Origin of the sequence: Streptomyces sp. 1331.2, assembly GCF_900199205.1 — a bacterium.
Classification (GTDB): domain Bacteria; phylum Actinomycetota; class Actinomycetes; order Streptomycetales; family Streptomycetaceae; genus Kitasatospora.
This window is the reverse complement of record NZ_OBMJ01000001.1, coordinates 509,265-529,507: the sequence shown is the minus strand read 5'-3', so window position 1 is coordinate 529,507 and position 20,243 is coordinate 509,265. Positions and strand designations below refer to the sequence as shown.

At 70.6% G+C, this 20,243-nt stretch carries 12 protein-coding genes and 2 rRNA genes; 11 read left to right on the top strand and 3 right to left on the bottom strand.

Features of this window, described 5'->3' with window-relative positions:
* Nucleotides 1–180: 180 nt before the first annotated feature.
* Nucleotides 181–3,300 (top strand): 23S ribosomal RNA (locus CRP52_RS02395).
* A gap of 71 nt (nt 3,301–3,371) precedes the next feature.
* Nucleotides 3,372–3,488, top strand: a 5S ribosomal RNA gene (gene rrf / locus CRP52_RS02390).
* A gap of 87 nt (nt 3,489–3,575) precedes the next feature.
* Here the strand turns inward: rrf and CRP52_RS02385 are convergent.
* The 3 genes from CRP52_RS02385 to CRP52_RS02375 all read right to left on the bottom strand — a co-directional run bounded on the left by CRP52_RS02385 (nt 3,576) and on the right by CRP52_RS02375 (nt 6,481).
* Complete coding sequence (locus tag CRP52_RS02385) at nt 3,576–4,556, bottom strand: ParB/RepB/Spo0J family partition protein (RefSeq protein WP_097234843.1); 981 nt, start codon at nt 4,554–4,556, stop codon at nt 3,576–3,578.
* A gap of 931 nt (nt 4,557–5,487) precedes the next feature.
* Nucleotides 5,488–5,772, bottom strand: coding sequence for an acyl carrier protein (locus CRP52_RS02380; protein WP_097234842.1), 285 nt, complete (start codon nt 5,770–5,772; stop codon nt 5,488–5,490).
* A 76-nt stretch (nt 5,773–5,848) separates the two neighbouring features.
* Nucleotides 5,849–6,481 carry a 2OG-Fe dioxygenase family protein gene (locus CRP52_RS02375; RefSeq protein WP_179852660.1) on the bottom strand — a complete coding sequence of 211 codons (633 nt, stop codon included), beginning with the start codon at nt 6,479–6,481 and terminating at the stop codon, nt 5,849–5,851.
* A gap of 489 nt (nt 6,482–6,970) precedes the next feature.
* Between CRP52_RS02375 and CRP52_RS02370 the strand changes: the two genes are divergently transcribed.
* The 9 genes from CRP52_RS02370 (at nt 6,971) to CRP52_RS02330 (ending at nt 20,187) form a co-directional block, all read left to right on the top strand.
* Entirely contained in the window at nt 6,971–9,487 is a 2,517-nt protein-coding gene (locus CRP52_RS02370) for a non-ribosomal peptide synthetase (protein ID WP_097234840.1), read from the top strand.
* Nucleotides 9,484–10,785 (top strand): ATP-grasp domain-containing protein, encoded by a 1,302-nt coding sequence (locus CRP52_RS02365; protein WP_097234839.1) that lies wholly within the window; start codon nt 9,484–9,486, stop codon nt 10,783–10,785. Before CRP52_RS02370 ends, CRP52_RS02365 begins: the two co-directional genes overlap by 4 nt.
* A gap of 53 nt (nt 10,786–10,838) precedes the next feature.
* On the top strand, nt 10,839–12,782 hold the full coding sequence (locus CRP52_RS02360) for a hypothetical protein (protein WP_143685626.1): 1,944 nt from the start codon (nt 10,839–10,841) through the stop codon (nt 12,780–12,782).
* Nucleotides 12,783–13,014: 232 nt separating this feature from the next.
* Entirely contained in the window at nt 13,015–13,209 is a 195-nt protein-coding gene (locus tag CRP52_RS39130) for an MbtH family protein (protein WP_147465254.1), read from the top strand.
* Nucleotides 13,210–13,270: 61 nt separating this feature from the next.
* On the top strand, nt 13,271–15,079 hold the full coding sequence (locus CRP52_RS02350; protein WP_097234836.1) for a condensation domain-containing protein: 1,809 nt from the start codon (nt 13,271–13,273) through the stop codon (nt 15,077–15,079).
* Nucleotides 15,080–15,081: 2 nt separating this feature from the next.
* On the top strand, nt 15,082–16,731 hold the full coding sequence (locus tag CRP52_RS02345) for an amino acid adenylation domain-containing protein (RefSeq protein WP_218893057.1): 1,650 nt from the start codon (nt 15,082–15,084) through the stop codon (nt 16,729–16,731).
* Nucleotides 16,700–18,274 (top strand): carbamoyltransferase C-terminal domain-containing protein, encoded by a 1,575-nt coding sequence (locus CRP52_RS02340; protein ID WP_097234835.1) that lies wholly within the window; start codon nt 16,700–16,702, stop codon nt 18,272–18,274. Before CRP52_RS02345 ends, CRP52_RS02340 begins: the two co-directional genes overlap by 32 nt.
* A gap of 124 nt (nt 18,275–18,398) precedes the next feature.
* A complete protein-coding gene (locus CRP52_RS02335; protein WP_218893056.1) occupies nt 18,399–19,235 on the top strand; it encodes a hypothetical protein in 837 nt (278 codons plus the stop codon).
* A 16-nt stretch (nt 19,236–19,251) separates the two neighbouring features.
* Nucleotides 19,252–20,187: a 3-oxoacyl-[acyl-carrier-protein] synthase III C-terminal domain-containing protein gene (locus tag CRP52_RS02330; RefSeq protein ID WP_097234834.1), complete on the top strand. Its 936-nt coding sequence runs from the start codon at nt 19,252–19,254 to the stop codon at nt 20,185–20,187.
* Nucleotides 20,188–20,243 lie beyond the last annotated feature (56 nt).

Here is a 20,243-nt window from a genome sequence, read left to right as displayed (position 1 = left end):
AGTACTGCTTCGGCGTGGAACGCTTCCGGGATTGACTGTGTCGGGCACGTTGTTGGGTCCTGAGGGAACGGGTAACCGTTGTCTCAGTGGTTGCCGGCCTCACTTGAGGTGGTCTTCGGATCATTGAGGGTGTGTGACTGGTCGTTGTTTGAGAACTGCACAGTGGACGCGAGCATCTGTGGCCAAGTTTTTAAGGGCGCACGGTGGATGCCTTGGCACCAGGAACCGATGAAGGACGTGGGAGGCCACGATAGTCCCCGGGGAGCCGTCAACCAGGCTTTGATCCGGGGGTTTCCGAATGGGGAAACCCGGCAGTCGTCATGGGCTGTCACCCGCTGCTGAACACATAGGCAGTGTGGAGGGAACGCGGGGAAGTGAAACATCTCAGTACCCGCAGGAAGAGAAAACAACCGTGATTCCGGGAGTAGTGGCGAGCGAAACTGGATGAGGCTAAACCGTTTTGGTGTGAGACCCGGCAGGGGTTGCCATTGCGGGGTTGTGGGAATGAGCTTCAGTCGTCTGCCGGCGGCTGGGCGAGTCAGAAACCGTATGGGTAGTCGAAGGACATGCGAAAGGTCCGGCGTAGAGGGTAAGACCCCCGTAGACGAAATCTGTACGGCTTGCTTGCTCATCTCCCAAGTAGCACGGGGCCCGAGAAATCCCGTGTGAATCTGGCGGGACCACCCGCTAAGCCTAAATATTCCCTGGTGACCGATAGCGGATAGTACCGTGAGGGAATGGTGAAAAGTACCGCGGGAGCGGAGTGAAATAGTACCTGAAACCGTGTGCCTACAAGCCGTGGGAGCGTCGTTCATCAGCTTGCTGGTGGGCCGTGACTGCGTGCCTTTTGAAGAATGAGCCTGCGAGTTTGCGGTGTGTAGCGAGGTTAACCCGTGTGGGGTAGCCGTAGCGAAAGCGAGTCCGAATAGGGCGTTTGAGTTGCATGCCCAAGACCCGAAGCGGAGTGATCTAGCCATGGGCAGGTTGAAGCGCGGGTAAGACCGTGTGGAGGACCGAACCCACCAGGGTTGAAAACCTGGGGGATGACCTGTGGTTAGGGGTGAAAGGCCAATCAAACTCCGTGATAGCTGGTTCTCCCCGAAATGCATTTAGGTGCAGCGTCACGTGTTTCTTGCCGGAGGTAGAGCACTGGATAGGCGATGGGCCTTACCGGGTTACTGACCTTAGCCAAACTCCGAATGCCGGTAAGTGAGAGCGTGGCAGTGAGACTGTGGGGGATAAGCTCCATGGTCGAGAGGGAAACAGCCCAGAACACCGACTAAGGTCCCTAAGCGTGTGCTAAGTGGGAAAGGATGTGGAGTCGCAGAGACAACCAGGAGGTTGGCTTAGAAGCAGCCACCCTTGAAAGAGTGCGTAATAGCTCACTGGTCAAGTGATTCCGCGCCGACAATGTAGCGGGGCTCAAGCACATCACCGAAGTCGTGTCATTGCAGCAATACTCCCAACGGAGGCTGTGATGGGTAGGGGAGCGTCGTGTGCCGGGTGAAGCGGCGGTGGAAACCAGTCGTGGACGGTATACGAGTGAGAATGCAGGCATGAGTAGCGATACAAGAGTGGGAAACTCTTGCGCCGATTGACCAAGGGTTCCTGGGTCAAGCTGATCTGCCCAGGGTAAGTCGGGACCTAAGGCGAGGCCGACAGGCGTAGTCGATGGACAACGGGTTGATATTCCCGTACCCGCTTTGAAGCGCCAACGCTGAACCTCTTGATGCTAAGCCCGTGAAGCCGGCCCGGAGTCTTCGGACAATGGGACGTGGTGGAGCCGGTGACCCAACGGGGTAGTAGGTGAGCGATGGGGTGACGCAGGAAGGTAGTCCAGCCCGGGCGGTGGTTGTCCCGGGGTAAGGGTGTAGGACGAACGGTAGGCAAATCCGCCGTTCATATAGTCTGAGACCTGATGCCGAGCCGATTGTGGTGAAGTGGATGATCCTATGCTGTCGAGAAAAGCCTCTAGCGAGTTTCATGGCGGCCCGTACCCCAAACCGACTCAGGTGGTCAGGTAGAGAATACCGAGGCGTTCGGGTGAACTATGGTTAAGGAACTCGGCAAAATGCCCCCGTAACTTCGGGAGAAGGGGGGCCATTCCTGGTGACGGGCCTTGCGCCTTGAGCTGGGGGTGGCCGCAGAGACCAGCGAGAAGCGACTGTTTACTAAAAACACAGGTCCGTGCGAAGCCGTAAGGCGATGTATACGGACTGACGCCTGCCCGGTGCTGGAACGTTAAGGGGACCGGTTAGCTTGGATTCGTCCAGGCGAAGCTGAGAACTTAAGCGCCAGTAAACGGCGGTGGTAACTATAACCATCCTAAGGTAGCGAAATTCCTTGTCGGGTAAGTTCCGACCTGCACGAATGGCGTAACGACTTCTCGACTGTCTCAACCATAGGCCCGGTGAAATTGCATTACGAGTAAAGATGCTCGTTTCGCGCAGCAGGACGGAAAGACCCCGGGACCTTTACTATAGCTTGATATTGGTGTTCGGTTCGGCTTGTGTAGGATAGGTGGGAGACTTTGAAGCGGCAACGCCAGTTGTTGTGGAGTCGTCGTTGAAATACCACTCTGGTCGTGCTGGATGTCTAACCTGGGTCCGTGATCCGGATCAGGGACAGTGTCTGGTGGGTAGTTTAACTGGGGCGGTTGCCTCCTAAAGGGTAACGGAGGCGCCCAAAGGTTCCCTCAGCCTGGTTGGCAATCAGGTGTTGAGTGTAAGTGCACAAGGGAGCTTGACTGTGAGACTGACGGGTCGAGCAGGTACGAAAGTAGGGACTAGTGATCCGGCGGTGGCTTGTGGAAGCGCCGTCGCTCAACGGATAAAAGGTACCCCGGGGATAACAGGCTGATCTTCCCCAAGAGTCCATATCGACGGGATGGTTTGGCACCTCGATGTCGGCTCGTCGCATCCTGGGGCTGGAGTAGGTCCCAAGGGTTGGGCTGTTCGCCCATTAAAGCGGTACGCGAGCTGGGTTTAGAACGTCGTGAGACAGTTCGGTCCCTATCCGCTGTGCGCGTAGGAGTGTTGAGAAGGGCTGTCCCTAGTACGAGAGGACCGGGACGGACGAACCTCTGGTGTGCCAGTTGTCCTGCCAAGGGCATGGCTGGTTGGCTACGTTCGGGAGGGATAACCGCTGAAAGCATCTAAGCGGGAAGCCTGCTTCGAGATGAGCACTCCCACCTCCTTGAGAGGGTAAGGCTCCCAGTAGACGACTGGGTTGATAGGCCGGATATGGAAGCCCTGTGAGGGGTGGAGTTGACCGGTACTAATAGGCCGAGGGCTTGTCCTCAGTTGCTCGCGTCCACTGTGTTGTTCTGAAACAACGACCGCCCTGCCGGCGGGTCGATAGTTTCATAGTGTTTCGGTGGTCATAGCGTGAGGGAAACGCCCGGTTACATTCCGAACCCGGAAGCTAAGCCTCACAGCGCCGATGGTACTGCAGGGGGGACCCTGTGGGAGAGTAGGACGCCGCCGAACAATTCTTCTGAAGAACCCCCATCCGGATCCCGGATGGGGGTTCTTCGCGTTTCCCGGGCCTTCGTTCGGCTGGTTCGGCCGGTTCGTTCAGCCGGTCTTGGGGATGTCGCGGAGTTCCTGCGGCTGTTCCAGATCGTTCGCGAATTCTGCCCACCAGCGACTACAACACTTGGCCATGTAGGCGATCCGGGCCTTGTTGTGCGCCGGGAGCGACCTGATGAGGCTGGCGCGGTTCTCCTGGCTGATGGCGTGGAAGCTGAGCCAGCGGAGGAGGAATCGGCCGCTGCCGGTGAGCCGAAGGGACGGGTCCTTCTGCAGGCTGTTGAGGTCGGACACGTAGGAACCGTCCATCGGGTCGGGGCCGGGGTCGGCGGTCGGAGGTCCGGAGGGGTCGAGCGGGCCGGCAGCCGGGTGGGTCGCCGGGTGGGGGCCGGGGAGGAAGCGGGCCGGGATCGGGTCCTCGCCTCGGCTCAGGCGTTTGCGGACGTCCCGGGCGGTGCCGACGGAGATCCCGGCTCGTCTGGCGATCTCACGCAGGCTCAGATTCGGTTCGGAGTCGATGAGTTCGCCGGCCCGCAGCCGACCGGCCGTGGTGTTGAGCGGTCGGACCCGGCCGTCGCGGCCGAGCCTGGACTGGGCGTCGGCGTGGCCGTCGGGCAGGGAACGGGCTCGGATCCGGGCGACGGTGGGGGCACTGAGGCCGGTCATCCGGGCGATGGCCCGGTCCGACCAGCTCTCGCCGGATTCGAGGATGCGGGCGGCGGCTGACTCCCGGTCGGCGAGCGAGAGCGGCAGTCCGTGCGTGACGTTCAGCTGGACGGCCCGGATGAAGGCCTCCAGCTCGGTGCCGTCGAAGAACTCGACGGCCACCTCGGTGTCTCCGCGCGACTGGGCGACGCGCAGCCGGTGCATCCCGTCGATGACCCGCATGGATCCGCGGTGGACCAGGATCGGCGGGAGGGTGGCGTCGGATTCGGCCAGGAGTCGTATGTGGTCGGGGTCCTCGCCGTCGAGTCGGGGGGAGTCGGCCGGCCGGATCCGGTCGATCCGGACGGTTTCCACCGTCATGTTCCATGAACGACGAGCGATCTGGACGGCACTGTCTGGAGTGGGGGTCGAACGCCCTTCGCTGTGCAATTTCACCTTCACTGGACGAATGGAAACCGCAGGGGGAAGCCGGTCCTGATTGATTTTGACTGAATATGTGCCGGAGACTGAACGGTGTGGTGTGCCGCATAATATCGGCCACTTTCATTTGCCTTCCGGCTGATTCACCTCCGTATCGGAGAGTATTTTGCGAGCTGGGGCATGTCAAGAGAGATCGTCAAGGAGCTCCGGGGAAGCGTTTGGCCTGGTCGTCGGGGGTGACCCGGCCATGCGCCGGGTACCCAGGGAAAGCGTCGCCAAAACCGGCAGATATGGCGTGGGTGTTTCCGGGTGAATCGCGCATGTTGCGGGCGTACGGCAATATCACGAAGAAATCTCGTCATGGGAATAAAATTGAGAGTGGCCGATACCGGGCCGATGAGGACGGCGGCAGACGGCAGCAGACGGCCCGGACGTCGGCCAGTGCCAGCACCGTGCGTTCGCGCAGCGGACCGCGCCGGAGATGTTCGGCTCCGGGCAGCCGGAAGCCCTCGGCGGCCTGGAAGCGGTCGCCGAGGGCCAGGCGGGGCGAGGGCGCGGGGCAGAGGGCGCTGCGGCCGGCAGGTGCGCGCCTTCCCGGGCAGGTCCTCGATCGGGACCGCCTCGCGGGCCGACTGCCCGCGGTGGGCGCGTCCCGGATCGCGCCCCGGATCGCGGCGCGCGGGCGCGGCAAAGTGATCGCTGTACATCCCCGTCTCCCCCGTTGGTGACGTTCGTCTCCCGGTCAGCGGCGGCCGCTCGGCAACGAGCGAGGGCACGGCTGATCGGGCGTGTGCCGGGTTGGGTCAGGCAGGGCCTGGCCCGGACCGGCAGTCCCGGGCGGTCCGGCCGACTCGGCAGGACCGCGCTCGGGTCACTCGGTGTGCCTGCCCTGCGTCAGGCTCGGCCGGGTGGGGGCCGGCGGGGCCTGACGCAGGGCCTCGACGAGCTGGGTCACGGTCGGCGCCTCGATCACGGTCCGGACGCTGATCGCCAGCCCGAAGGTGGTGCGGACCCGGTCGACCAGGCGCAGCGCGTCGACCGAGCTGCCGCTGAGGGTGAAGAAGCTCGCCTCGTCGTCGACCCGGTCCAGTCCGAGGAGTTCGCACCAGATCGCGCGCAGGAGGTCGGGGGTGGGGGCTGGGTGTGCCGGGCTCATGGCGTCGGTCTCCGTCAACGGAAGTCGCGGTCGGTTACGGGGCGGCAGGAGGCTGAGGTCGGCAGGACGGCCGAGGTCAGCAGAACTCCAGGAAGAACATGTCGCGGTGTCCCTCGGTGGCCGGCGGGGCCAGCGCGACCGGGGACGCGGAGTGCAGGCAGGTGCGGTCGTCGAGGAAGATGAAGTCGCCCGGCTCGGTCAGGGTGTGGGTGAGCAGCGGCGTTCCGGCGTTGTCGTACAGGGTGCTGGCCCCGCCCGAGACGTCCCTCCGGGCGACCAGCATCATGACGATGTGTTCGACGCCGTCGCGGTGGACGCCCTCGGGGGTCGGGTGGCCGGCCTCCACCCCGGTCGCGGTGATCCGGTGCTGGTGGATGTTGACCCGGCGGACCGGGGCGGGCGGCCGGTCGTCCGGCGCGCTGTCGGCGATGCGCGCGGTGAAGTGGGCCAGCAGCCGCCGGAGCACGGGAGTGTCCAGCAGCCCCCGGTCGACTGCCTCGAAGCGGCGGACCACTCCGCCGTTCAGCGGGTTGATCTCCTTGCTCTGCAGAAAGCCCGCGTGTTCGAGCGGCCGGATCGCGCCGCCGTCCAGTTCGTACGAAATCGCGGAGTATTTCCGCCGCCGGTACGTGCCGCCGTCCCCCATGTGGCCGTCCAGCGGCAGATTCTCCCAGAACCGGCTGAATCCCTCCCAATGGCCGGAGTTCAAGAGCGGATCGTCGCGGACATTCCCCAGCGAATAGTTCGGCTCATCCATTCTTCCCAGGCTCATGACGGCCCGAGGCCCTGTCAAGGGTCGTCGGACCAGGGGTGCGACGGCCGTTCGACGGGGCAATTCGCACCGGTGGAATTACCGGGCGCATTCGGGTATGGTCGCTCGTCCCGCTCGCACGGGGGGCCGGTTGCGGCCCGCTCCGGGGTGGTGTGTTCAACTGCCACGATCTGTCAGTTGCCCGCCCTGTGACGGCACTCGGCGGGAGTCCGGCGGAAACCGACGAGCCTTGACGAACGCTCGGGCCCTCGCCGTTACTGGCTTCCGGCCGGAGCTCACCCCAGCTCCACGCTCCCGGCCGTTCCGCCCTTCCGGCCCGGCGGAAATCGTCGTCCGATCCGCCGTCGGCGATGCGAGGCGTTGCGCGGGTGTCGAGTCCGGCCCAGCAGCGCCGGGCCCCCTCGACTCGACACGTGAAGGAGCCGCATGGCCATGGCCGAGGGCCTCGACACCACGACGACCGGGAGCACGGTCCCGCGCTCCGACGGTCTCCCGGAAGCGCCGTCCGACCTCCTGCCGGGCGAACTCGCCGCCGGGATCGCCGACTTGAGCCGCACCCAGGACGTGCCCGAGGAGCTGACGCTGCTCGCCGCGTTTGCCGTGCTCGCCCTGCGGCACGGCGGCGGACCGGAGCCGGAGGCGACGCTCCACACGGGCGAGCCGGCCGGCACCCGGGTGCACCGGGTGGAGCTGGCCGACGACCCGTCCTTCGTCGAGCTGCTGGCCCGGCTGCGCAAGCAGGCGCCCGTCGAGCCGTCGGCAGGGCCGGCCGGCCTGCGGATCGAACTGCGCCCCGGGGCCGGTACGGCCGACGGCCAGGCGGCAGACGGCTCTGCGGACGGCCGGGCGGACGACGCGGCCGGCCGGCCCGCCCTGACCGTCCGTCGCTCGCCCGAGGGCCTGCACACCCGGCTCGACCACCGCCCCGAGGCGGTCGCGCGTTGGACCGCGCGCTGGCACGCCCTGCTCGCCGCCGTCCTCGCCGACCCGACCGTCCCGGTCGGGCGGACCGCCGTCCTGCCGCCCGCCGAACGGGCCCTGCTGCTCGGCGCCTGGTGCCGTACGGGCTCCTCGGTGCCCGCCGCGCCGCTGGTGCACCGGCTGGTGGAGGCCTGGGCCGAGCGGACACCGGAGGCCGTCGCCCTGGTTCAGGCCGAACAGGCCGTCAGCTACGCGGAGTTGAACACACGGGCGAACCGGCTGGCGCACTGGCTGCGGGAGCGGCAGGTCGGCCCCGAGGTCGCGGTCGCGCTCTACGGCGGCTCCACCGTCGGGATGCTCACCGCGATGCTGGCCGTGCTCAAGGCCGGCGGCTACTACGTGCCGCTGGACGTCGCCGCGCCACCTGCCCGTACCGCCGAGGCCCTGGCCGAGTGCGCGCCCCGGCTGGTGCTCACCGAGGCCCCGCACGCGGCCCGGCTCGCCGAACTGCCCGCCGGCTACGGGGAGATCGGCCGGCCCGGGCTCGGCGTGCCGGAGATCCACGACCTGGCCGACTGCGACCTCGCCGACCGCCCGGCCGACGACCCGCAGACCCCGGTGCACGGCGAGAACCTCGCCTACGTGATGCACACCTCCGGCTCCACCGGCCGCCCCAAGGGCGTGGCCATGCCGCACCGCGCGCTGGTGCGGATCATCGACTGGTACGTCGACGCGACCGCGATCGAACCCGGCGCGCACGTCCTGCAGTTCAGCGCGCTGAGCTTCGACGCCTCGTTCTGCGAGATCTTCGGCGCCTGGCACGCCGGGGCCCGTCTCGTCCTGCTGCCCGACGAGTCCGTACGGCGCGAGCCCGAGGCGCTGCTCGACCTGCTGGAGCGCGAGGCGATCGAGCACCTGGAGGCGCCCTACTCCGGCCTGCTCAACATCGCGCACTGGGCGGCCCGCCCGGACGGGCGCCGGGTCACCCGGCTGCGCACCGTCGTCACCGGTGGCGAGCAGCTGGTGATGGCTCCCGACCTGGTGCGCTGGCTGGAGCAGATGCCCGGCTGTGTGCTGCGCAACGGCTACGGCCCGTCCGAGACCAGCGTGGCGACCACCCACTGGCTGCGCGGGAACCCGGCCGACTGGCCGCGCCTGCCGTCCATCGGACGTCCGATCACGGACGCCGCGGTGTACCTGCTCGACCGGGCCCTCCAGCCGACCCCGACCGGCGTGGTCGGCGAGCTGTACGTCGGCGGGCCGATCGTCGCCCGGGGCTACGCCGGCCGGCCGGGGCTGACCGCCGAGCGCTTCGTCGCCGACCCGTTCGCCCCCGAGCCCGGCAGCCGGATGTACCGCACCGGCGACCTGGCCCGCCACCGGCCGGACGGCTCGCTGGAGTTCCTGGGCCGGGCCGACCAGCAGGTGAAGATCCGCGGCCACCGGATCGAACTGGGCGAGGTGGAGTCGCGGCTGCTGGAGCACCCGCAGGTCGGCGAGGTTGCCGTCACCCTGCACGAGGACGCCACCGGCCGCAGCCTGGTCGGGCACGTGGTCGCCCGGGACCCGGCCCGCACCCCGACCGCGCGGGAACTGCGGGAGCACGCCGCCCGGTTGCTGCCCGAGCACATGGTGCCCGCCCGGTTCGTGACGCGCTCCGCCCTGCCGCTCACCCCCACCGGCAAGCTGGACCGCGCCGCCCTGGAGCTGCCACCGCCGGAGCCGTCCGGGACCGGGCGTGCGGCTGAGGCGGAGTCCGAACCGCCCGGCCCCGCAGCCGGATTGACGGAGACCGCCGCGGCGCTGCTCGACATCTGGCGGGAGGTGCTGGCGATCCCGCAGATCGAGCTCACCGACGACTTCTTCGACCTCGGCGGCCACTCCCTGCTGGCCACCCGGGTCGTCTCCAAGATCCGCACCGGACTGGGCAAGCGCGTCCTGATCGGCGACATCTTCGAGTGCCCGACCGTCGAGCTGCTGGCCGCCCGGATCGACCAGACCGCCACCCGGGGGGCCAAGTGAGCCGCCCCGTCGTCGTCATCGTCGAGCCCTACTCCTCCGGCAACATGTATGCGCCCGCCCTGCGCCGGGCCGGCTTCGCGACCTGCGGGGTCACGCTGCGCTCGGCGGCCCCGTTGGCCGCCTCGTTCCGGGCCGAGGACTTCGACCACCACTTCGAGTACGGCGCCGACGACGCCGCACCGATCACCCCCGAACTGCTCGACCCGGTCCTGGAGCGGCTGCGCCCGCTGGCTCCGGTCGCGATCCTGCCCGGCGAGCAGCACGGCGTCCGGCTCGCCGACCGGCTGGCCGCCGAACTCACCCCGGACCGCGCCAACCGGCCCGAACTCGCCGCCGCCCGTTGGCACAAGGGCGAGATGTACGCCGCCGTGGCCGCTGCCGGACTGCCGATCGTCGAGACCCTCTGCACCCGCGACCCGGAGCAGGTGGCCGACTGGCTGCGCGAGCGCGGGCTCACCGGCCGCGACCTCGTGGTCAAACCCGCCAACGCCTCCGGCACCGACGGCGTGACCAGGCACCCGGGCGGCGCCGGCTGGCGCGAGGCCGTCACCGGGCTGGCCGGCGCGGTCAGCCGGCACGGCATCCAGCTCACCGACGTCGTCGTCCAGGAGTACGTCACCGGCGTCGAGTACGCGATCGACACCTTCAGCCACGACGGCGTGCACACCGTGACCGACATCGTCCGGTACCGCAAACTGGACTCCGGCGGCCGGATGGCGATCTACGAGAGCATGGAGTTCGTCCCGTACGACGCCCCGGGCCACGCCGAACTCCTGCGCTACACCCGGCAGGTGCTGGACGCCCTGGGCGTCCGGTTCGGCGTCGCGCACACCGAGGTGATGCTCACCGACCGCGGGCCGCTGCTGATGGAGGTCAACGCCCGGCCGCCGGGCGGGGCGCAGCCCTGGGCCTGCCAACTGGCCACCGGCGACAACCTGATCGACCGCGCGGTGCGCCACCTGGCGGGGGAGAGCGACGTCCGCCCGGATTACGACCTGGAGATGACCGTCCTGGTGGTGTTCTTCTCGGTCCGTTCGGCCGGCCGGATCAGCGGGATCGCCGGCCTGGACGCCATCACCGAGCTGCCGAGCTGCTGCCACCTCAAGGTCAACGTCGAGGACGGCGACGAGGTGCCGGAGACCCTGGACCTGATGGACGCGCACAAGCTCGGGGTGGCGGTGCTCGCCGACCCCGACCCGGCGCAGGTCGCCGCCGACCACCTGGAGGTGCGGCGGATCGCCTCCCGGGTCGGCCGGCCGGGGGGCTTCACCGTCGACGTGGCCGCGGTGACGCCGTGACCGTCGGCCCGCCGGACACCGTGCACGGTCAGTACACAGCGGACGCTCCGTACGTGGCGCACCCTGACCAGGCCGGCTATCTCGATGCGCTGCGGGATCCGGGGCTCATCCCGGTGCTGGGCGAGCTCGGCGGGTTCGGCGGGTTCGGCGACGGCCTCGCCGAGCTCGCCGAACTCTCGTCACCCACAGGGAGGTTGACGCCGCCCGCGCTGACCGGTGGGGTGCTGGTGTTGACCCCGCCCGGTTCCGCCGCCGCCCCGCTGGGCGCCGCGCTCGCCGAGCGCGTCGGTGGGACCTTCGCCGCCTGCGCGCCCCGCGAGCTGCCGGCACTCGACGCCGCCGCCGACCACGTGGTGCTGGCCGCGCTCTCCGACGAGCTGTCGCTGGACCTGCTGCTCGAAACCCTCGACGCGACAGCCGGGTTGCGCCGCGCCGGCCGCGGCGAGGCGGCGCTCGGCGTGCTCTCCGGCCGGAGCCTGGAGGAGCTGAGCCGGCTGCTCGCCAAGGGCCTCGGCGCCGCCCTGCGACCGCCGCCCGACCACCCGCAACTGTGCGTCGCCCCGTGGGGCGGCCCGCAGCGGGCGGAGGTGCCCGGCCTGCACTGGGTGACGGGCGCCGACACCCGGGCCGAGGTGCTGGCGCCGCTGCTCACCGGACGGCGGCACGGCCTGGTGTCCTTCGCCGTGGCCGGGCGCGAGCACGGCCTGGTCCTCGCCGACACCGTGGTCTGCGGCGCCACCGCCGACCGCACACCCGGGCCCGGCCAGGGGCCGGTGCCGGACGGCGCGCCGAGCTGCGCCTTCACCGGGAAGTGCTTCCGCCCGGGCGTGGCCGCGGCCGAGGTCATCCCGGCCCGGGCGATCCGCGCCGACGTGGTCCTCGCCAACAGCTGCACGTCCTGGCGGCCCGGCGACGGTTTGGTGGCCGCCGAGTACCGGCTCACCGAGGCCTTCGCCCGGGGTGGCGCCGCGGCCTTCATCGGGGCCGTGCACCGGATGGTCCCGGACGTGCGGCTCAACCGCCTCGCCCACCGCGCCGCGGCCGCCGGGGCCACCGTCGGGCAGCTCGGCGTCCTGCTGAACCGGCAGGCCGGCGACCGGGAGGTGCCGTACCACCTGGTCCTCGGGCTCCCGTGGGTGGTGCCCGTCCCGGGGGCCGGCCCGGCCCGGCTGGCGGACCTCGCGACGCTGCTCGACCGCAGGGACACCGCCGGGGAGACGGCGGCGAGGGCCGGGCTGCGGCGGGCCGGGCGGGCGATCCGGGCGCTGCGCGAGCTGCCGCTGGCCGGGCTGCTGCCGGCCGAGGGCCTGCCCGAGCTCGACGCGCAGGTCGGTGCGGCGGTGGCCGCGCTCAAGGGGGATCCGTCGGTGTTGCGGACGGACGCCGAGGGCGATCCGGTGGAGCGGCTGCTGGAGCTGGTGGCCGAGGCGGAGTACGGCGTGGCGCTGGACCTGCACGACTTCGGGCAGGTCAGCGAGTCCCCGCTGAACGAGGTCTGGGAGGACTTCCTGGAGACCACCGCGGTGCCCGGCGGCGAGCGCTGCCCGTACTGCGCGGGACCGACGGCCACCGTGACCGGCCGGCACCCGGCCTACCCGGAACTGCGGCGCGAGGTGTGGGCCTGCCACCGCTGCGGGCCGGTGCTCGACCTGCCCGCCGGGGCTCCGGTCCGCGGAATCGGGCTGGACTGCCCGCCGCTCTGGCCGAGCCCGGGCACGGTGGAGGTCGAGGTGACGGTCACGGCGGCCGACGGGGCGGGGGAGGGGCTGCCGGCGGCGGTGCTGGTCCAGGTGGCCAAGGCGGCGGCGCACGGGCTGGTCGTACCGGAGCCGCAGCGGGTGCTGCTGGTGCCCGGGAGCCCGGTCCGGGTGCGGGCCGAGGTCGAGGTCGGGGAGCACGCCTTCGCGCACCACGAGCACGCCGTCCGGGCGATCGTGGTGGCGGGCGGGCAGGTGCACGGCGCCTCCCGGCCGGTGGCGGTGCGGCCGTCGTATTGACGGGATGTGGACGTCCGGCCCGGGAATCCTTCGGAACGCCTCCGGAACGCCTTCGGGGCGTCGCCGGAACGTCCCCGGGAATTCCTGGCGGCGCCGTTCAACTGACAGGAACTCACGGTTGCACGCACGGCCGCGGCCGGCGAAACCGGGGAAAGCTTGTGCACGCCCGGGCCGGTCGGATGTAGTGGTCGCGTTGCCGACGCAGGATCAAGGTGCCTGGAAAGGTGGAGAATTGAATCCTTTCGACGACCCGGAGGCCTCCTTCGTGGTGCTGGTCAACGACGAGGGGCAGCATTCGCTCTGGCCCGAATTCCTCGAAGCCCCCGCCGGTTGGCGGACCGCCCACCCGGCGGCGAGCCGGGCGGAATGCCTGGAATTCATCGAGCGGAATTGGACGGACCTGAGGCCGGCGAGCCTGACGGCCTGACCTCGACGGCCCGGCAGCACAAGAAAGCAGAAGGCAGAAAGCAGCAGGAGACGGAGGGGACATGGCTGCGGCGCCGCTGTCGTTCGGACAGGAGCGGTTCTGGTTCCTGAACCAGGTCGAGGGATTCTCGGCGGCCCACAACTCGGCGGAGGCCTTCCGGCTCTCGGGCCCGCTGGACGCCGGGGCGCTGGAGGCGGCACTGGGGGACGTGGCCGCGCGGCACGAGGTCCTGCGGACCGTGTTCCCGCTGGTCGACGGCGACCCGCAGCAGCGGGTGCTGCCCGTCGAGGAGGGCCGGCCGGGCCTGGTGGTGGCCGCGTCGACCGAGCAGCAGGTGCGCGCCGAGGTGGCCGAGGCCGCCGGGCGCGGCTTCGACCTGACGGTGGACCGCCCGCTGCGCGCCTGGCTGTTCGTGCTGGCACCGCAGGAGCACGTGCTGCTGCTGGTGTTCCACCACATCGTCTGGGACGCCTGGTCGGCCGGGCCGTTCTGGGGCGACCTCGCCCGGGCCTACCGGGTCCGGCTGGCGGGCTCCGCACCGGACTGGCCCGCGCTGCAGGTCCAGTACCGGGACTTCGCGGTGTGGCAGCGCACCGTCCTCGGGCACGAGGACGACCCGGAGAGCACGTTGGCCCGGCAGTTGGCCCACTGGCGTGGCGAACTCACGGGAATCCCGCGGGAGTTGGACCTGCCCGTGGACCGTCTGCGGCCCGCCGTCCCCAGCCGGGTGATCGGCACCGTTCCCTTCCGGATCGAGACCGAACTGCACGGACGCATCCAGGAGTTGGCCCGCGAGGGCCAGGCCACCGTGTTCATGGTGCTGCACGCCGCGATCGCCGCGCTGCTGACCCGGCTGGGCGCCGGCACGGACATCCCGGTGGGCACCCTGGTGGCCGACCGGGGCGACGAGGCGCTGGGCGAGCTGGTCGGCTTCTTCGTGAACACCCTGGTGCTGCGCGCCGACACCTCCGGCGACCCGGACTTCAGGACCCTGCTGGGCCGTGTCCGGGACACCGACCTCGCCGCCTTCGAGCAGAAGGACCTGCCCTTCGAGAAGCTGGTGCACGCGCTCAACCCGGAGCGGTCGGTCGACCGCAACCCGCTCCACCAGGTCTCGATCGCCTTCTACGACGGCGTGGAGAACGCGCTGGAGCTGACGGGCGTCCACGCCCGGCACGAGAGCATCGACACCGACAGCGGCACCCTGGACCTCGTCTTCGACCTCAACCAGACCAGGACCGCGGACGGCGGGCCGAGCGGCATCGACGGCGTACTCGCCTACGCGGTGGACCTGTTCGACCGGGACACCGCCGAGCACCTGGCCCGCGGCCTGCTGCGGCTGCTCGAAGCGGCGGCCGCGGACCCGGAGGCGCCGATCGGCCGGGCCGACCTCGACTTCCCGCTCGACCGCTACCGGGCCGTCCGGCAGGCGCGACCGGCCGGGCCCAAGGAGGGCGCGCCGCAGTCCGCCCAGGCCGCCCAACCCGCGCCGTCCGCCGGGGCCGCCCAACCCGAGCCGTCGCCCGACGCCGTGCAACCCGCCCAGCCCGAGCCGTCCCCGGCGGCGGACCGGGGCGCCCGCACCCCGCTGGAGGAGACCCTGTGCGGGCTCTTCGCCGAGGTGCTCCAGCGCACGCCGATCGCGGTCGACGACGACTTCTTCCTGCTCGGCGGGCACTCGCTGGCGGCGACCCGGCTGGTCAGCCGGATCCGCTCGGTGCTCGGGGCCAGGCTCGGCGTCCGCGAGTTCTTCGACGAGCCCACCGTCGCGGGCGTCGCCCGCCGGCTCGGCGACTCGGACCGCAAGGACCCGCTGCTGCCGATCTCCCGCCGGGCCGCCGCGCCGGGCGGCACCGGCCGGGGCGTCTAGCGGTGGCCCCCGACACCGGACTCAACGCGGACCTGCCGGCCTGGCGGCCCGGGGCGTCGACCGAACGGTGCCTGCACGAGGTCTTCGAGGAGCGTGCCGCCGCCGACCCGGCGGCCCTGGCGGTGGCCTGCGGTGAAGAACGGCTCAGCTACCGCGAGTTGGACGAACGGGCGGACGCGCTGGCCCGCCGCCTGCTGGCCGCGGGCGTACGGCGCGGGGAACTGGTCGGCGTCCACCTGGAGCGCGGTACGGAGATGGTGGTCGCCATCCTGGCCGCGCTCAAGGCCGGGGCGGGCTACCTGATGCTGGACCGGGACTTCCCGGTGGAGCGGCTGCGGGCCATGGCCGAGGACGCCGGCCCGGCCGTGCTGGTCGCCCGTACGGCGGCGGACGCGAACCGGCTCGGCACCACGGCGGGCTTCGTCCCCCTGGCCGATCCCGCTGCCGATCCCCGCACCGGTACCGGGCCGGCGCCACCCCGCGCCGCCGCCCGCGCCCGGCCGGGGGACACCGCCTGCGTGATCTTCACCTCCGGCTCCACCGGCCGCCCGAAGGTGGTCGCCGCCCCGCACCGGGCGATCGTCGGCACCGTGCTCGGGCAGCACTACACCCGCTTCGGCCCGCAGACCGTCTGGCTGCAGTGCGCGCCGGTCTCCTGGGACGCCTTCGCGCTGGAACTGTGGGGGCCGCTGCTCTCCGGCGGCGCCTGCGTCATCCACCCCGGGAGCCCGGACCCGCTCCGGATGGAACAACTCGTCGCCCGGCACGGCATCACCACGATGAACCTCCCGACCGTCCTGTTCCACGTGATCATGGACACCCGTCCGGAGGTCTTCGCCGGGCTGCGGGACCTGCTGGTCGGCGGCGAGGCGCTGTCGCCCGGGCACGCCGCCCGGGTGGTCCGGCGGTTCCCGCGGCTGCGCTTCGTCAACGGCTACGGGCCGGTGGAGTGCATGGTCTTCGTGACGACGCACCGGGTCGAGGCCGCCGACGCGGACCGCCCGTCGGTGCCGATCGGCCGCCGCCTGGCCGGCAAGCCCGTCCACGTCCTGGACGGGCGGCTGCGCCCGGTGCCCGACGGGGAGGTCGGCGAGCTCTACGCCTCGGGCGTCGGGCTGGCCCACGGTTACCTCGGCCGGTCCGGGCTGACCGCCGAACGCTTCGTCGCCGACCCCTTCGGGCCGCCGGGCGCCCGGATGTACCGCACCGGCGACCTGGTACGCCGGTACGGCGACGGGGCGTTGGAGTTCGTCGGCCGCGCGGAGGCACAGGTGAAGATCCGCGGCACCGGCGTCGACCCCGCCGAGGTCGAGGCGGTCCTGACGGCGCACCCCGACGTCACCGGGGCCGTCGTCCTGGTCGCCGGCGACCGGGCGGAGGACCGGTCCCTGGTCGCCTATCTGACGATCCGTCAGAGAGTCGGACAGCAAGCTCGACGGCAGGTCGCAGAGGCGTACGCCGACCTCGATCTGCGCGGCTATACGGCCGGGAAGCTCCCTGATTTCATGGTCCCGTCGCGGTTCGTGATCGTGGACTCGTTCCCCCGGACGCACAACGGAAAGCTCGATCGCACGGCCCTGGTCGGACTCGACGCAGGCACGCCGCTCGGAGGTGGGCACAATGCTGGTTCTGGGATTCAAAGAAGGCCATGACGGCTCGATAGCCGCGATCGACGACGGCCGGCTGCTGTTCTCCCTGGAGGCGGAGAAGGACTCGTTCCCGCGCTACGACCGGCTGACGGCCGAGGTGCTGCTGCTCGCCGCGGAACGGCTCGGCCGGATCCCCGACGCGGTGGCCGTCGGCGGCTGGGTGAAGGGCGCGCACTCCGTCGAACCGCCGTCCAGGACGGGGTACTTCGGCGTCGGCCCGGGCGCGGTGACGGACGAGGCGGGCAGGTTCTTCGGCAAGGACGTCCGGATCTTCTCGTCCACGCACGAACGCTCGCACATCATGACCGCGCTGGGCCTGTCCTCCTTCCGGCCCGGGCAGCCCTGCTACTGCCTGGTCTGGGAGGGGAACATCGGCTCCTTCTACCTGGTCGACGAGCACGGCACGGTGACCCACCTGCGCCACGTGCTGGCGGACCCGGGCAACAAGTACGCCTACCTGTTCGCCCTCGCCGACCCGCGCTTCCCCGCGAACAAGGGCCTGCTGCGCCTGCAGGACGCCGGCAAGCAGATGGCGCTGACCGGCTTCGCCCGGAAGGGCGGCGCCACGGCGGCCGAGCAGGAGCTGATCGACTTCCTGCTCGCCCAGGACCAGATCATCCTCAGCCTGGCCAAGGACCAGATGACCTGGACCCCGTTCCACGACATCGGCGTGGAGTCCCAGGAGTACAAGGACGTCGCGGCCCGGCTGTCGGACGCGATCTTCGAGCGCTTCCACGACTACGCCGCGAAGGAGCTCACCGCGGGCTACCCGCTGCTGATCTCCGGCGGCTGCGCGCTCAACTGCGAGTGGAACCGCCGCTGGCGCGAATGCGGGCTGTTCCCCGAGGTGTTCGTGCCGCCCTGTCCGAACGACAGCGGCTCGGCCCTGGGCACGGCCATCGACGCGCAACTGCACTACACCGGCTCGGCCGCGGTGGAGTGGGACGTCTACGCCGGCGACGCCTTCGTCGAGGACGCCTCCTTCGACCCGGCCCGGTACGACGTGCGGCCGCTGGACTTCGCCGAGGTGGCCCGGTTCATCGCCGACGGGAACGTGATCGCCTGGGCGCAGGGCCGCTGGGAGATGGGCCCGCGCGCGCTCGGCAACCGCTCCATCCTGGCCGCGCCGTTCAGCCGCGACACCACCACCCGGCTCAACAAGATCAAGCAGCGCGAGGGGTACCGGCCGATCGCCCCGATCTGCCTGGAGGAGGACGCCGAGCGCTGGTTCAGCGGCTCCGTCCCCGACCCGTGGATGCTCTACTTCAGCCAGGTGACCTCCGACGCGCTGCAGGCCGTCACCCACGTCGACGGCACCGCCCGGGCGCAGACGGTGACCCCGGAGCAGAACCCGGAGATCGCCGGGCTGCTGACGGCCTTCCGCGACCTGACCGGGTTCAGCGTGCTGTGCAACACCTCGCTCAACTTCTCCGGGCGCGGCTTCATCAACCGCACCACCGACCTGATCCGGTACGGCGAGGAGCACGGCCTGGACGGCTACGTCGTGGGCGACACCTTCGCGGTGCGCCGCGGGCCGAGGGCGTGAGGCGGACCGCCGTGCGCCGCAGCCCCGTGCGCCGGACCGCCCTGCCCTGCACCGCCGTGCCTCGCACCGCGCGCCGCGCCCTGATCCTCCACTCCACCCACGCCAACGGGAAGGCGGTTCGACCGTGAGTCCAGAATCCCGTCCAGTCGCCGGATTCCAGGCGGATCCGGAGTTCTTCCGCCTGGAGGAGCGCACCGAGTTCGACGCCGGGCTGGTCCTGGAGGTGCTGCAGGGCCGGCGGCTCGGCGTCATGTTCCGGGGGGTGATCCCGGCCGAGGCGCAGAAGGAGTCGGTCGCCCGGTTCTGGTCCAGCCCGGCGCGCCGGCACCGCGAGGGAGAGCCCTCGCACTACATCGGCTCGTACCACTGGAACAAGTCGACCGAGACCTACCTCGCCGAGACCGAGAAGATCACCGCGGACGTCCGCGAGGTGCTCGACGTGCCCGGCTCGCCCTGGCAGTCCTTCCGGGACGGGCTGGCCGATGAACTCGCCCGGCACGGCGCAGTGTTGAGGATCGCCGAACACGAGGGCGCCGAGGCCTGCCCGGCGCTGGTCCGGGCCTGGGACAAGGAGGGCAGCTTCGCCCTCGAACCGCACGAGGACGAGGCGCAGTGCGGTGACCCCCGGCAGGCCGGCTTCGAGATCCAGGGCGTGCGCGACCACGAGGTCTGCGCGGTCAACATGTGCGTGGAGCACGAGGAGGGGGGCCGGCTGGTGATCTGGAACATCCGCCCCGACGCGGAGAGCCGCCGGCGGCTGGGCATCGAGCACACCGGGTTCTCCTACCCGGCCGAGGCGCTGGCCGGCTTCGACGAACTGCGCATCGAGGTCGGCCGCGGGGACGTCTACGTCTTCAACGGCGCCTACGTGCACGCCGTGGACGCCAGCACCGGGAACCGGACCAACCTGTCCTTCCTGATGGGCTTCATCGACGACCGCACCGTGGTCTCATGGACGTGACCCCCGGCGGCGCCCGATGAGCGCCCTCCAGCTCTCCGCCCTCGCGTACGTGCACGGCGAGCGGCGCCCGATCGCCGAACTGGCCGACCGCCTCGCCCCCGAACTGCTGGCCCCCGATACCGGGTTGGCCTGGTACCGGGCGAGCGAGCGGGAGATCTGGCAGCTCGCCGCGGAGGCCGGTGCCCGGACCGTCGAGGCCGCCGTCGAACCACCCGACCTGCTGGTCTACGTGAGCGAGAACGACCACGGCAGCAGCGACTCGCTGACCCACCTGGTCCGCGCACTCGGCCTGCCCGCCACCCGGTACCTGCGGGTCTCCGGGCACGACTGCGGCAACCTCGGCCCGGCCCTGCACCTCGCCGGGCAGGCGCTCGCCTCGGGCGAGCACCGCCGGGTGCTGCTGCTGATGGCGGACCGGGTGCTGGACGGGGACCGCAGCCAGGCCGACACGCTCTCCGTGGTGAGCGACGGCGCCGTCGCCTGCCTGGTCACCGCGGGGGAGCCGGACGGCGGAACGCACGGCGGAACGGACGACGAACTGTCCTCGGACGGTGTGCGGTTCGCCGTGCACGGCGTCTCCACCGTCACCGACGCGGAGGCCGGGGCCGGGGCGGGCGTCGGCGACCGGATCCTGGCCACGGTCGCGCTGGCCGTGGCCGGCACCGCGGAGATCGCCCGGCAGTGCGGCCGCGCGGCCGAGGACTTCGACCACCTGCTCTTCCCCAACTACCGCACCGTCGCCCAGCAGTTCCTCTGCTCGGCGATGGGCGTGCCGGTCGAGCGCGTGCTGTTCGGCCCGATGGCCGAGTACGGGCACTGCTTCTCGGCGGACAGCCTGGTCTCGCTGGCGCACTGCGCCGAACGCGGGGGGATCCGGCCGGGCGAGCACGTGCTGGCCTTCGGCGACGGCCCCAACTCCTGGTCCTCGCTGGCCGTCGAGCGGATCGCCTGACCACCGGCCCCGCTCCGCCTCGGAACGAGCGCCGGAACGAATGGGCGCCGGAACGA

What these genes read in the sequence shown, in the direction of transcription:
- CRP52_RS02380 (WP_097234842.1), bottom strand. Translation starts at nt 5,772, where the DNA reads ATGAGCCCGGCACACCCAGCCCCCACCCCCGACCTCCTGCGCGCGATC.
- CRP52_RS02340 (WP_097234835.1), top strand. Translation starts at nt 16,700, where the DNA reads ATGCTGGTTCTGGGATTCAAAGAAGGCCATGACGGCTCGATAGCCGCG.
- CRP52_RS02330 (WP_097234834.1), top strand. Translation starts at nt 19,252, where the DNA reads ATGAGCGCCCTCCAGCTCTCCGCCCTCGCGTACGTGCACGGCGAGCGG.
- CRP52_RS02350 (WP_097234836.1), top strand. Translation starts at nt 13,271, where the DNA reads ATGGCTGCGGCGCCGCTGTCGTTCGGACAGGAGCGGTTCTGGTTCCTG.
- CRP52_RS02385 (WP_097234843.1), bottom strand. Translation starts at nt 4,556, where the DNA reads ATGACGGTGGAAACCGTCCGGATCGACCGGATCCGGCCGGCCGACTCC.
- CRP52_RS02370 (WP_097234840.1), top strand. Translation starts at nt 6,971, where the DNA reads ATGGCCATGGCCGAGGGCCTCGACACCACGACGACCGGGAGCACGGTC.